This is a genomic window from Erysipelatoclostridium sp. An173, assembly GCF_002160495.1.
Classification (GTDB): Bacteria; Bacillota_I; Bacilli_A; order Erysipelotrichales; family Coprobacillaceae; genus Thomasclavelia; species Thomasclavelia merdavium.
The window spans coordinates 14,448-30,195 of the sequence record NZ_NFKR01000015.1; the positions used below are offsets into that span (position 1 = coordinate 14,448).

The window sequence follows — 15,748 nt, forward strand, 5'->3', positions numbered from 1 at the left end:
TGATGGATAAATTTAAAAGATTGTTTAATAAAGCTAAATGGCTAAAAAAAGCAGGCATTTTAACTTTAGTATTGACAATGCTACTTACATTGTTCAACAATGGTGTCTTAATTAAAGCAGATGATAATGTAAATGCCAATATTAATTTTACATCACAGATTGTTGAACAAATAAATGGTTCCTATGTTTCAATCAGTGATGTTCAATCTGGAAAATCATTTTTTTTAGCGATTGGTTATACAATTTCAGCTAGTGGAGAAACTTCAAGATACACTAATTGTACGTTATCGATAACGTTACCATCCTATGTATCTTTTAGTGGTCAAACAAGCGATATTCAAGGAACTGCTTTCGATGAAATAAATTATAATATTAATTTTGAAGGAACGCCTTATGAAGAGCGAACCTTAACGATTACAGCTGATGAACTAGTTCCTGGACAGACTGGAACATTATATCTGCAAATGAGTTTTGATAATTTAAAAACTCCTGATGGTAGTGTAGCTAATTTTACCGGAATGACATTAACAGGTTCAGTTGTAGCTGGCGATTCTAGTCCTAATTTTAATGAAATATTAGTACCTGAAGCAACAGTTATCGCTACTGCTAGTCAGGATTGGACTGTAAGTAAAGATGTCGCTAAACAAAACAATAATGATTATTCGATTGAAACAATCGATGGTAAAAAATACTATAGTGTTGATTATCGGATAACTGCAGCACCAGGAAAGAATATTAGCGATATTGGTAATAATTATGGCCGTTTAAATTGTACTTTCGTCGATGAACAAGGAAATAAAGCTGACGGTTTTATGCTGGTAGATACACTACCAGTGGCTCCAGTAGCTAATGGGGGAGCTTATAATATTGAAGTATATGCCGGTACAACAAAATCGTCTGAAAATATGCTTCAAGAAGGTAAAGATTATGAATTAGTATTAAATGATGATGGTTCTGTTAAAGCCATTAGGATCAAATATGTAAGTACGTATAGTGATATTAAAAATGACTATACAACTGCTTATGTCCCTGATGATGCTCATGTTTTAACAACTTATACAATTAATGCTAATTATGATTATAATGCTTATCGAGTATTACCAGTTGACGAAGATAAAATACCTTATCTATTGGATAATAAAGCAGAAATTAAATATTTACCAGTAGGTGAAAGTACTTATAAAACAACTAATGATAATGCTTCAGTTAATGTTGGCTGGGTTGATGAAAATGCCCCAGTTACAAATTTAACGATTACTAAGTATTTGACAGTTAAAGGTGGTACTAGTCTTGGTTTAGATGAAAAATTTGTTTTTGACCAGGATAAACAGGATCTATATTATCGTTATAGTGATTCTAAAATTGAATTTGGTTTATATAGCGATCAAGAATGTACTATTCCGGCTGTTGATTTTAATGGAAATACTGTTGGTAATAGTGTTGCTTTAAATAAAGATGGTCAGGTTATTTTTGAAAATATGACCGAAGGAATTTATTATTTAAAAGAAACTACTGGTGATTTACCAATTACTAGTAAAGAAGTATCTAAAATAGAAATAAAAAATGAAAATAATCAGGCTGTTGTTTATTTTGAAGGTGAAAAAGTAAATGATGGTAAAATTGAAGTCAATAATGAAAATAGTGATAACGGCTATGGTTATGTAGCTTTCAATAAAGTTGGAACAAGTGCTACAAGTAGTACTTCAGGACCATTAGAAGGGGTAAAATTTAAATTAACTAATAAAAATGATACAAATAAAGTTTATGAAACTTATTCTAATGAAGATGGGTTAGTATTATTTGAAGGAATTCCAGCTGGTGAATATTTAGTAGAAGAAGATTTTACAAGTGGTGAATATGATCAGCCAGCAACAACAAAGTGGGATGTTAGTGTTAAAGCAAATCAGGTTAATTATCCTGATGGAATGACTAAAGATGATCAAGGAATACCATATGTTGTAAATAGTTCTTCTAAAGGAAAGTTAATTATTTACAAAGTTGATCAAAATGATAATTCTAAAAAATTATCAGGTGCTATCTTTAATGTTTATGGACCATTTGCAAGTGAAAAAGAAGCTAATGAAGCCATAAGTAATAATAGTCTAGGTCAAAGTTTTTCATTAGAGGGTAATAGTGAATCTAATGCTTTAGAAAAAGGTTATTATGTTTATAAAGAAGTCAGTGCTCCTGAAGGTTATAAACTAGATAATAATTTTTATACAGTTCAAGTTAAAACCCAGACTTTGAATAAAGTAACAATGGAAAATGAACAATTAGGAAAACTAAGACTTCTAAAAAAAGGTGCACTAGTAAATGAAAACGTAAATCTAGAAATTAATTTAGCTGGGGCAAAATTTCATATTTATACTAATAAAAACGCAACTGATGATTCTCTTGTAAAAGATGAAAATGGTAATTCAGTTGTTATTGAATCAATCGAAACAATTAATAGTGAATATAATTCAAATGAAATCAGTTTACCAGCTGGAACATATTATTTAAAAGAATTTGCGGTTCCTGATGGTTATCAGTTAAAACAAGAAGTGATTGAAGTTGAAGTATTAGCTGGTAAAACAACAACTCAAAAAATTATCAATCAAACTGACCGCTTTGGATATCTACAAGTACAAAAAGTAGATTCTAAAACTAATCAGCCTATTAGTGGGGTTTCTTTTGATTTATACAATAGTAATAATGAATTAATTGAAACAATTACAACTAATGCTTTAGGTGTTGGTCAAAGTAGTTTTCTAGTAGCAGGAAGCTATTATTTAGTTGAAAAAGATGGTTCTAGTTTAAAGGATTATGTCGTTAAAACTGAACACATTGATTTTACTTTACAAAATAATCAGATAACTGATCTCATAGTTGCCAATGATCACTATGTTAATTATCAATTACAAAAAGTTTCATCATTAAATGAACAAACAAAATTAAATGGGGCTATATTTACTTTATATGATAGTGATGGAACAACAGTCTTGAAAGAAAATATTACCAGTGATGAAAATGGATATATCACGTTTGTACAATTACAACCAGGTAAAACATATTATTATCAAGAAACTAAAGCACCTGATGGTTATACTTTAAATAGTGAAAAAGTTAAATTTGTTGCACCTGATGTTAATCGAACTGATGATAATTATAGTTTTGATGGTGGTAAGATAACGAATGTCCCTCAAGGACAATTTACAATTACTAAAACACAATTTGAACTTGATAGTTCTTCACCGACACCGGCAAGTAGAAATTTTGCATATTTTCCAGTTTTAACTACTGATGTTGAAGCAGATAGTAACGTAGCAAAAGCAAATGGGACTTATAATACATTAACAACTAATGAAACAACTGGAATGGCTACTTCAAAAAAACTTGATGCTGGAAAATACTGGGTAGTAGAATTAGATATCGGTTTACAGTGGGAAGTTGAAGGTGGTAATAATAAACAAATCACCGTTGAAGCTGGTAGACTTGCAACAAGTGTTGGAAATAATACTAATATTGATTTTGTCAATAAATTAACTATGGGTAAAGTGGCCATTAAGAAAGTAAGCTCTATCGATAAAAATATAGCTGTTAAAGCAACATTTAATGTGTATAAAAAAGTATTAGATAATAATCATGATTATCAAAATGATCAAGTTATTACAACTCTTACATCAAGTAGTGATGGTAAAGAAGTAGTAAGTGAATATTTACAACCAGGAGATTATGTATTAGTCGAAACTAACGTAACTGGTGATTATGTTTTAGATAGTACTTATCATGACTTTACAATTACAGCTGGTAAAACTAATCGCGATTTTGTAAATGATCCACTAACCAATGTTCCTCAAAGTACTATTGGTATTAAAAAGATTGCAACATGGAAAGACAGTGCTAATGGTGATATTATTGAACCGTTAGCTGGAATTAAGTTTAATATTTATAAAGCAATTGAAGTAAATAAAGACTTTGAAGGAGCCATAAAACAAGGTGATAAATATTATTATAAAGATGGTTTACCAGTTACAAGTATCGTTAGTGGTGAAGATGTTGTTTATTCTTCTAAATTAGAGCCGGGTTATTACTATGTTGAAGAAGAATTAACGGACTCACAAAAACAGGATTATCAAACAGATGTACCACAAGTCGTCCATTTACAAGCTGGTAAAACTGAAAAATTGACATTTAATAATACACCATTAAAAGGTAAGATCAAAGTTACTAAAGTTAGTAATGTTGATAATAAAACTAGATTAAATGGGGCAGATTTTGATATCTATTATGTTGTTGATAAAGATACGCCAGGAGCAACTTTAGTAAAAGCATTTGATGGCAAAGATTATCGGGACTGTTATGTAGTTGATAGTGGTTTATCTTCAAACATTGTTTCTGGAAGTGCTATTGTTTATGATGAAAAAGGTAATGGCAGTCAAGAAGAAGGAATTGGTTTTTCGCAATTTATTGAAGATGGAAAAGAAGTTGTCCTACAAGAAATAAAAGCACCACAATACTATGGCATGGTTCATGAATGGTATTATGTTGGAAAAATTGAAAAACAAAAAATTAGTGATATTACAATTACTAATTATCCATTAACATATCCTGTAGGGGATAAATATGATGGTGCTGATAAACGAATTGATGGGGCACTAATTGGATTATTTAGCAGCAATAAAGGCGCAGTTAAATTTAACCAATTATCTACTGATGACCAGAATCAAGTCATTAATGATAAAAATGAGTGGACCAAATATGATTTATTACAAACAGCTATAAGTACTAAAGAAAGAGGTTTCCAATTTATAGATATTGATGCCACTCAAACATATTATGTCTTAGAGTTAAAAGCACCGGAAAACTATAATCGTGATGATACTATTTATAAAGCAACAGTTGAATTAAGTGGGGATGCTTATATTTTAAAAGATGAAAATGGTCAAAAATTAAGTATTCGTAATTATCATTTTCAACAAATCTGGGTCAAAAAAGTATTAGACTTTGCAGGTGAAAAAACAAATTTAGATGGTATTAACTTTAATGTTTATCCCGCAAATATAGTTGATAAAGATACCGATGGAGCAATAGAAGTTTATGATAAAACTGATGATGTCTATAGATATGTAACATTAGGTAATAAAGTAGATACTTATACAACTGGAACTATCTCTCAAGGTAAAGATAACGGTACTTTTATTACAACAACTTTACCAGCAGGATTATATGTTATTGAAGAAGTTACTGATGATTTACCAGAGGGAATTACTGCTCCAAAAGTTATTAGATATGCTGTTCATTTAGAGACAGATAAAAATAATAAGGATTTATATAGTGATAATGTTAATTCTACAAATAACATTGTTAATACGACTACTTATGGAAAATTAGCTTTAAATAAAGTAGCTAGTGATAATAGTAATGATTACATTAAAGCGACATTTAATATTTACCAAAAAGATCAGGATAATGATTATAGCGATAATCAGGTAGTTACAACGATTACAACAACAGGAACTAAAGATCCAATCTTATCAGATTTTTTAAAACCTGGTGATTATGTTTTAGTAGAAACAAGTGTTGAAGATGGTTATGTATTAAATAGTGAACCAATTGAATTTAAAATTGATTCTAATAAAGTAACTGGATTAATTAAAAGTTATGATAGCATTGACGATGCTAAAAAAGATCCGTTAATTGTTAAAAATGTTCCTAAAGGAAATATTAATGGATTAGTTAAAAAAGGAACTTATTTAAAAGATGGTCAAAAGGTTGTTGAAACTTTAAAAGATGTTAATTTTGAAGTATATCATTATCAAATTGAAAACGGAACTTTAAAATTAGATAATCCAATAGCTACAGCTAAATCTAATAGTAATGGTGAATTAGTCTTTTATCAAAATGGTACTAATGTTTCTAATAAAAAATGGTTAGAAGCTGGAACTTATGTATTGAAAGAGACAACTGTTGGTTTAGATAATGAAAATAATGGTTTTGTATCTAATAGTTATTTAGGTAAGTTTGAAATTGAAGCTGGTAAAACAACTAATGATGTTATTGAAATTGATCAAAATGGAAAGGAAACTGGTAGTAAAACAGCAATAATTTCTAATGATTCAGTTTATGGTCAAATTTTAATTACTAAAGTGGATCATTATGTTCGAGATCAAAAATTAGCTGGTGTTTCTTTTGATGTTTTTGATAGCAGTGGTAAAAAAGTAGATACAATAACTACTAATAAAGATGGTAATGCTTTAACAAAACTATTACCAGAAGGAAAGTACACAGTTAAAGAAGTAAATAGTCTTGATGGATATTTTATAAATGATACTGAATATATTTATGAAGTTAAAGGCTTAAAGGTTACATCAAAGGATAGTAATGGCAGTGAAGTTATTACCAATACTATGGCTCAAAGTATTCAAATAGATAAAGTTGATAGTGTTACTGGTAAGAAAATTACTAATTTAAATGGGGCTGTCTTTAGTCTTTGGGATAGTGTGGTTAATGGTAATAAATTAGCACAAATAACTTGTGATAGTAATAGTCAGGAAATTATTTTTACCGGATTGTTACCAGATACTAAATATTATCTTCAAGAAGATAATGCTCCTGATGGTTATATTGTTACTAATAGTAACAGAATTGAAATAACGACAACTAATAATGGTGAAAAAGGTAATCCAGTTAAAGTGGTTTATGAATTAGAAAATGAGCCATTAGGAAGTTTAAAAATTGAAAAAGTATCAAAATGGACGATTTATGATAGTAATAATACTCAAAATTATCCATTAGCTAATGCAGAGTTTACATTGTATCAAGATGTAAATAATGATAGTGCAATTGATGGTAATGATATTTTAATTGGTGTAAAAACTAGTGATGAAAAAGGAATAGTAACATTTGAAGGATTAAAAGCTGGTAAGTATTTGTTCTATGAAAGCAAGGTACCAGATGATTTTAAAGGTGATAGTAAAGTCTATGAAGTTACTATTGAAAAAGGAAAAGAAAATAGTGTTTATACTGGTAAACAGGCAATTGTAAATACTGCTAATAAAGGAAGATTTAGTTTTACTAAGACTGCTCCTGATAAAACTCCACTTGTAGGGGCAACCTTCCAATTACAAAAAGAAGAAAATGGTTCTTATAATAATTATTTACCAGAATTTACAGTAACTAATGTAAATGGTGAATTTTTATCAGATATATTAGATCCTGGTAATTATCGATTGGTAGAAACTAAAGCACCACAGAACTTTGAAATAATGACACCTATTGATTTTGTAATTGAAGCTGGCGAAGTTACATTTGTAACTAGTGCAGGTAAAGATAGTGTTGTAAATCAGGCTTTAGGAACAATTAGTGTTACAAAATATGATGATCATAGTTTATATATTGGTGATGAAAATGCTGTTTTAGCTGGAGTCGAATTTGGTTTATACAGTGTAGATGGTAAGTTGATTGCAAGCAAATTAACAGATAGCAATGGAAAAATTACTTGGCAGGATGTAGCTGCTGGTGATTATTATGTTCAGGAAATAACACCTCTACCTGGTTATAAGCTTGATACAACCAAATATAATGTAACTGTTAAAGCTAACCAAAGTGAAGTTATTGATTATTTAGTAGAAGGTACTGATGGTAAAAAAGGAACTATTATTAATACTTCAACAATGGGAAGATTAGTCATTAAAAAAGTTGATGATGATACTAATAAAGGTCTTGAAGGGGCTGTATTTAAGATTAGTAAAGTTAATGATGGTACTTTTGTGCCAATTGAATTAACTACTAATAAACAAGGTATAGCAGTAAGTGACTTATTACCAGCTAGTAAAGATGGTAGTGAGTATTTGATTACTGAAATTAAAGCTCCTGATGGTTACAGTCTTGATGAAAAATATCATCAAATTGAAAAGACTGTTAAAGTATATCCAATTCAAGATGAAGAATTAATCAATTCTAAAGATAATACAGAAAATATTAATCTGGTAACTTTTAAAAATTATGCTAAGACAAATATTATGGATATTAATCCTAAAATTGAAAAATACATCATTGATAATCAACAATTAATAAGTGATAAAAGTGTAGATACACCTTTACTAGATAGCAGTGATCAAGAAAGCTTTGCGATAAGAAATTTTGCTCAAGGTGAAAATGATGTACCTGTTTCAACGGTTGAAGTTGAAGATAGTAAGATGTCTTTATATTATGTTGATGAAAATAATGATTATGTGGTAACCAATCCTAATGATCCTTATACGATTGATTCAGTGATGATTTATCATGCAAATGATAAGGATGAAAATAATATTAAAGCTCAAGTTTATTATATGATGGCTGATTCATCAAAGTGGCAAACTAATGATAGTTTAATTGTTAATGTTCCAGGAAAAGATCAAAGTATTAAAATACCATTGGATAATGTAAAAGCTACTAAAGTTAAAGTGGTATATTTTGTTGAAAATGGTTTGATTAGTGAAGGATTTACTAGTGATGGTATTGATCTAGATGTTACTATTAATAAACGTCAATCTGATGCAACCGCTAATGAAATTCGTCGCGTTTCAAATCAGGCAAAAGTTATCTATAACTATACTTATAAAGACGAAAGTGGTATCAGTCAAAATGGTATCGTTGAAAAAGCTAGTGATTTAGTTAATGTTTATTATCCATTAAATGAAACTGGTTTACCACAAGTTTCTTTAGGAATAGTTGCTGGTCAAGAAAATAAAATATATCAGCCAGGTGATTCTATTGAAAGTACGATCACAGTAGTTAATAAAAGTGATAGTAGTGATAATGATCCTGATAAAACAATTATTCAGCCAATTATTAGTTTTGATTTACCACTAGCAATGACATTAAACACTGACACTTATCCAATTGATGATTTTAGTGGTGAAATGACTAATTTCCAAGTAGTTGTTTATAATAGTGAAGATGCTAGTGATGGAATGGTTTTAACTCCGGAACAATATAGTGTTGTTTATAGCGTAGTTGAAGCACGTATTTTCCAAAATGGTCAATTAGAAGGTACTGGTAAAGAAACAAGAAAAGTAACTATTTTATTAGATGATGAATTTGAATTTAAACCTGGTATGAAAATAACTGTTAAATATACCGGAACAACATCGATTAATGATACAAGCACGTCATTATATGCTCCAGCCTATTTTACAAGTGGAAAAATAACTGCTTTATCAATAGAAAATCCTTATGGAAATGCTTTTACTGTTGAAAGCAGTACCGGAAGTAATTATAACGCTTTAGTTAACGATAAAACATTAGACACAATTACTGGTCGTGATGAAATTGATAATACTGGAGAAGGTTTAAAATATCCAAATAGTGTCGGTATCATTACTATTAATGAAACTAACTATTTATCAATTCATAAACAAGTTAAAGGAATTTATAACGATGAATATTTAAATTACAACCAAATTGCTTCTACTGCACCTGGTGAAGATTTAGATTATCAGATTACTTTTAAAAACGGTGGTGATGATGAACAATCAGATCGAGCAATAAGTAAAGCAAGAGTAGTAGATATTTTACCATTTAATGGTGATTCACTAGTAAACCGTACTGATGACAATTATACAGCTCGTTCAACAACTTTAGAAAAAGCACCATTATTAAATTACGTTGATGTCTTAAATGAAAATGTTCAATACACTTTATATTATTGTGTTGGTGATGATATTGATAGTAAATTTGATGAATGGAAAGAAGAAGCTAGAACTAAATATAGCGCTAAAGAAGAATTACCAATTGTTTATAATAACAAATGGTCTGATAGTGATTGGAGCAGCGGTAGTCATCAATGGATAAAAGCCAGTGAGTATCATGGTGATTTGAGTTTAGTTAGTGCTTTTGCAATTGAATTTGATTTTTCACAAGATTTATTAGAACCGGGTGAAACAATTACTATTCATGTCAAAATGACTGCTCCTGAATATGGAACTGATCAAATCGATGAAATAAGCAATAAATTAATGGCTAATTCAGCTTTGATAGCTGTTTTAAGAAATGGTAGTGAAGAAGTCTTATCAACTGATATTACTGAAAACCGTGAAGTAAAAGCTCAATTATCGTTACCAAAAGGTACGATTGGTGATTTTGCCTGGTATGATATTAATCGTAATGGACTTCAAGATCAAAGTGATGTTCCGGTTCAAGGTTTAAAAGTAACTTTACACAAATATGTAACAACATATGATAAAGATGGTAAGTTACAACGTCAGGAAATCTTTGATGATGATAACTTTACGACAATTACTGATAGTTCTGGTCGTTATGAGTTTACAAATCAAGATTGTAATGTTTTAAAGAGTGGCAAAACCGATAATACATCAACTGATCCAAATGATTATGTTGGTGATCGTTATTTTGAATATCGAGTAGAGTTTGCGATTCCAGAAGACGAATCATCTTATACCTATGTACCAACATTGCCATATGTAAAAGATCAAAATGGTAATTTACAACCAGAAATAGATTCTAATATTGGTGCTGATAGTACTAAAGATGATTATTGTTTCACTGAATATTTTGCTCTTAATGCTACTAAATTAGGTGATGCCAGTCTAGCTGGTGATACTGATTTAAGTTTAGATGCTGGTTTTGTTGCCAATGGTTCATTAGGTGATTATGTCTGGTTTGATGCTAATAAAAATGGTATCCAGGATCCAGATGAAAGTGGTGTTGCTGGTGTAACAGTTAGATTATATCAAGCTAATGAAAATGGTGAGATTATTAATAGTCAGGCATTAAAAACAACAAAAACCGATTATTTAGGTTATTATCTATTTGAAGATCTAACAGCTGGTTATTATATTATTGAATTTGATATTGATGGTGTTGTTCCATCATATGGAAGTGGTTATTTAGATCGTTATTATTTTACTGGCAATAATCTTAGTGATGATGAAAACTTTGATTCTAATCCGATAATTACGATTGATAATCAAGATACGCTGGTCGCTAAAACAGGATTAATTGAATTAGAATATCATGATAGTGATATGTCTATTGATGCTGGATTAACAGTATATAGTGCTATTTCAGGTAGTGTTTTTGAAGACCGGGATTACTCAGATACTAAAAATTATCTTAATGAAAATGGAGATCCAGTAGACCAGATATTAAAAGAAGGAACAATTGTTCAATTATATCAAGTAGATGAAGAATTTGATATTATCAATGAATTACCGCTTGAAAATCAATTGATTAGTGAAGTAGTTGTTGGTAGTGATGGTAAATATCATTTTGAACAATTAGATGCTGGTTACTATGTTGTGAAATTTATCTTCCCTAACGGTTATAGTTTAGTATCTGGTGATGTAGGTACTAATGATACGATTGATAGTGATGTCGTAAATCAAATTGTAACTGAAAATGATCAGGTTAGTGGTTATAGCGATGTTATTCAAGTAGGATTAAATGAACATGTTACAAATATTGACGGTGGTACTAGATTATATAGTTCATTAGGTGATTATATCTTTATGGATAATAATGCTAATGGTATTCAAGATCAAGGTGATACCCCAGTTTCTAAAATAAATGTCTACTTGTTTAGACGTGAAAACGAAAATGCTCAATGGCAATATTATCGTCAAAGCGTTAGTGATGAAAATGGTTTATACTTATTTGAAAATTTGGAAAGTTCAACCTATACAGGCATCCAGTATCGAGTAATTTTCGATTTAGGAATTACAACTAAAGTAACTATTCCATATGCTAGTGATGATCAAGGTGAAGATTCTAACGCATTAAGTCAATATATTCCTGGCTTTGGTTATCCTAGTGATCCAATTGATTTAAAATACAACACGATTGATTTATCATGGGATGCTGGTATCGTTCAGTCAACTGGTGCTATTGGAGATTATGTTTTCTATGATAGTAATGTCAATGGTATTCAGGATGAAGAAAATACGGGAATTAGTAATATTAAAGTGGTTTTAGAAGCTAATAATGATGATATTACTAATGAAAATAATTGGCAGGAAGTAGCTACAACTTATACTAATAGCCAAGGATATTATATCTTTAATAACTTAAAAGAAGGTTATTATCGAGTAAAATTTGAAGTATTGGATAACTATAATGTAACATTATCAACTCAAGGTGAAGATAGTGCTATAGATAGTGATGGAATTTATGCAAATGATGATATCTGGTATTATACTCGTTCATTCTATCTTGATCAGGATGGTTATGATATGACATGGGACTTAGGTGTCTATGATCCAGATGTTACTACTACAACTATTACTCAGTATAATGGCAGTCAGCCTACTGGTGATAATATTAACCTTTCAAAATATTTTGTTTTAGCTCTAGGATCAATAGCGGTGTTAGTAACAACCTATTTTGGTAGAAATAAGAAAAAAAGAATAGTTGAAAGTAAGTAATTTTAAGAGGCGAGTAAAAACATCGCCTCTTTTAAAAATTTTTTAATTACCATGTATCAAAACGTGTTATATGTGATATTAATGTGACGAGTTTGTGATATGATGGTATAAACAAGGAGGAATGGTTGATGAAAAGAAAAGTATTTAGATTATTACTTATTTTAGCTTTGATAGTTGTACCAATAGCTGGTATTACGATTGATGTTGATGCCGCTTCGGATTTAACACTAGGAACATTGATTTCTGATAGTCCTAATGACCGTTTATTTACTGTTAAAAACAATAGTGGTAATAGTGTGCGATATGTCTATCAAACGAGTACGCAAAATAATGTGGTTGAAAAGACTATTGCAGCCTATGATAGTGATACAATTAGAGTAGCGGCTAATAGTAGTGGGCAAGCAACTTTGACAGTAAAACAAATTGATGATCCTAATGCTGTTTCGCAAATAATTAATAGTTTAAATCAATATTATGTCACTATTAATTTTGTTGATTCAAATGGAATGAAAATTGCTGATTCAAGACAAGCTGTTGCTACATATAATAGCGGATGCAGTTATACTGCTTCATCATCGCTTAGTTATAACGGTGATGTTTATGATCTTACCGGTAATAACTATGTAGCAATCCCTTATGGAAATACCTCATATACTTTTACGTATTCAAAAAGAGCCCAACCTAATTTTACTAGTAAAGTTATTTTAGTGGATCAGGATGGTACTACTCATAAAACAATTGAGTATACTGTAAATGAGGATACAGGTGGTTCGGTTACAGTTCCAGAAACTTTTGTTTCAACAATTAATGGTAGAACATATAAAATAATGAGTGGTTATAGTACTAAAATTACGCAAAGTTATAGTCAGGGCGTAATGCAAACTGTAGTCCGTTATCAAGTTCAAGAAGATGAAACAAGTAAGCCATACAATATTTTTATTCAATACATTGATAAAGAAACTAATAATGTATTATTGACAAAAACATTATTAGTACAAAAAAATAAAACAGTTGAACATAATCCATCTTCTTCTTTTATGAAAAATGGTTTGCAGTATCAATTGGTTGATGGAAATAAAATTACTCATAGCTTTGGAGATAGTCAAAGAAATTATCAAGTATATTATAAGCAGTTAGTAAGTGATGAAACAACACCACAGCCACTTCAAGTAAATTACGTTGATTTAGCGACTGGCAATATTTTAGAGATTCATGAATACACAGTTGAACCGGGTAAAAATAAAACAATAACATTAGATAGCAGTTTTGATTATGATGGAACTACTTATATTTTAAATAGCACACAACAAGATTATGTTGAAGGTAACAAAATTACTCATAAATTCGGGCATAATATAACAGAATATAATGTTTATTATACCGAAAAAGGGGTAGAAATTAATAGCTATGAAGTTTCTATTACCTATATGGATGTTTCACATACCAATGTTGGTGAAAAAACTTTATATACTACTAAAGTAACAGCTAATGTAAATGAAGCTTTATCAATTGATGTTGAACAACAGTTCCAGGCTAATGGAACAACTTATGTGTTGCTTCCAGGACAGGAAAGTCATTATGATCATGATTTTTATTCGACAAGAAGAAATTATGTCATGGTATATCGTGATATTAATGATACTAATAATGATATTGTTTTAAATCCAATTGTCGCTAATAATACAAGTGAGATGGCAGTTACTTTACAAGGAACCAATGCTAATGGTACAGCAATTACAATTGAAGGGACAACAGGTAATCCAATTATGAATAATCCTGATGGTAGTATTACTACAGTTGATCCTGATGGAAACATTGTGCCATATCAAGAAGAAGAAACAGAAATAATTGAAGAAGAACAAACACCATTAGTTAATGGTAAAGAAAATCAGGTAAATAATAGTAATGAGACTCTTTTTATAGCTGGTGGCATTGTATTAGTTATTATAATTGCCGGGCTTATTTATGGAATAAAAACTAAAAAGTTAATAAAATTTAAAAATCATTCCTAATCTTAAAAACAAAACAGTTCTTAGTGAACTGTTTTTGTTATTTAATTGTGATTTTTAATCGAAAAATGCTTTTAAATAGTTAATAAGATTTGTTAAATGAGGTATTATAATAAAGTAGGTTGTTAACAAGAAGAAAAATAATGGGAGAACATATGAAACTAATAGTAAAATTTTTAAATACTTATACAATTACAACTGAAGATAATCGCTGCCTTAGTTTCAACAAAATTAATTCATCAAAATTAGCGGTATTACTGGCTTATATTATATATCATCATCGTCATAAATTAAGTTCTTTAGATTTACAAGAATTGATGTTTGTAAATAATAGTTCAACTAATCCGGCTAATGCTTTGAAAGCTTTGATTTTTCGATTAAGGGGACTATTAAATAAAAATCTTGGTGAGTATGATTATATATTATCATCACAAGGAACATATTATTGGAATCCGGAAATTGAATTAGTATTTGATGTTGATAATTTTATTAATTATTATCGTTTAGGGCGTAATGAACTTAATAATGATAAGAAAGTTAAACTTTATCAAAAAGCATTGTTGCTTTATGATGGAGATTTTTTAAAGATGATAAATAATAATGATAAATTATTAAGTATTCGGCATTATTTAAATTCTCATTTTTTAAATGTAACTACATTTTAATCGATTATTATTTAAAAATGAATGAATATAGTGTTGTTGAAGAAATTTGTTTAAAAGTAATAGCTACCAATCCAAGTGATGATAATGTAAATTGTGCTTTAGTTTATGCTTTGGTTAAACAAGGAAAATTGGCTTTGGCTAAAAAGCGTTATTATAAAATAAAAGATAGCTTGAGTAGTACGGCACTAAGAAAAATTAGTCATTATTTAAATATGGATCAATATAATAATTATGAAATTGATTTTGATGTTATTTATTCAGATTTAAAAGAAAATCATGTTAATGGAGCTTTTGTGTGTGATTATGATTTGTTTAAAAATATCTATCAATTGTCATTAAGAAGTTCTTTGCGTAGTGGTTCTAAAAAATCAATGGTTTTATTAACGCTCCATCCAAAAGACTATATTACTAAAAATCCAGAGATTAATAATCTAGTATTAGAAGAAACATCTAATACTTTGCAACAGATTTTAATTAAAAGTTTTCGGCTTGGAGATGTAGTATGTCGTTATAGTATAAAACAATATTTATTGATTCTTGATTGTAATTATCAAGGGGCTAAAAAAGCTATTATGCGTGTTAAAAAGAAATTTTATCTGCAAGAAAAATATGAACGTGTTGTAATTGAAGAAGCTATTCAGGAATTAAAAGAAAATTAAAATTGAAA

Annotated in this window: 4 protein-coding genes; all 4 read left to right on the forward strand. The window is 29.5% G+C overall.

Annotated elements, in window-relative coordinates:
- Positions 1-2: 2 nt before the first annotated feature.
- The 4 genes from B5F09_RS07940 to B5F09_RS07955 all read left to right on the forward strand — a co-directional run bounded on the left by B5F09_RS07940 (position 3) and on the right by B5F09_RS07955 (position 15,740).
- Entirely contained in the window at positions 3-12,407 is a 12,405-nt protein-coding gene (locus tag B5F09_RS07940; RefSeq protein ID WP_087373416.1) for a SpaA isopeptide-forming pilin-related protein, read from the forward strand.
- 128 nt (positions 12,408-12,535) lie between these two features.
- Entirely contained in the window at positions 12,536-14,419 is a 1,884-nt protein-coding gene (locus B5F09_RS07945; RefSeq protein WP_087373418.1) for a hypothetical protein, read from the forward strand.
- A gap of 152 nt (positions 14,420-14,571) precedes the next feature.
- The gene (locus tag B5F09_RS07950; protein ID WP_143357493.1) at positions 14,572-15,081 is read left to right on the forward strand and encodes a hypothetical protein; all 510 of its coding nucleotides are present in this window, start codon (positions 14,572-14,574) and stop codon (positions 15,079-15,081) included.
- A 17-nt stretch (positions 15,082-15,098) separates the two neighbouring features.
- Positions 15,099-15,740 carry a hypothetical protein gene (locus B5F09_RS07955; protein WP_087373422.1) on the forward strand — a complete coding sequence of 214 codons (642 nt, stop codon included), beginning with the start codon at positions 15,099-15,101 and terminating at the stop codon, positions 15,738-15,740.
- Positions 15,741-15,748: the final 8 nt, after the last annotated feature.

Coding starts and splice junctions, on each gene's coding strand:
- B5F09_RS07940 (WP_087373416.1), top strand. CDS start 3: ATGGATAAATTTAAAAGATTGTTTAATAAAGCTAAATGGCTAAAAAAA.
- B5F09_RS07945 (WP_087373418.1), top strand. CDS start 12,536: ATGAAAAGAAAAGTATTTAGATTATTACTTATTTTAGCTTTGATAGTT.
- B5F09_RS07950 (WP_143357493.1), top strand. CDS start 14,572: ATGAAACTAATAGTAAAATTTTTAAATACTTATACAATTACAACTGAA.
- B5F09_RS07955 (WP_087373422.1), top strand. CDS start 15,099: ATGAATGAATATAGTGTTGTTGAAGAAATTTGTTTAAAAGTAATAGCT.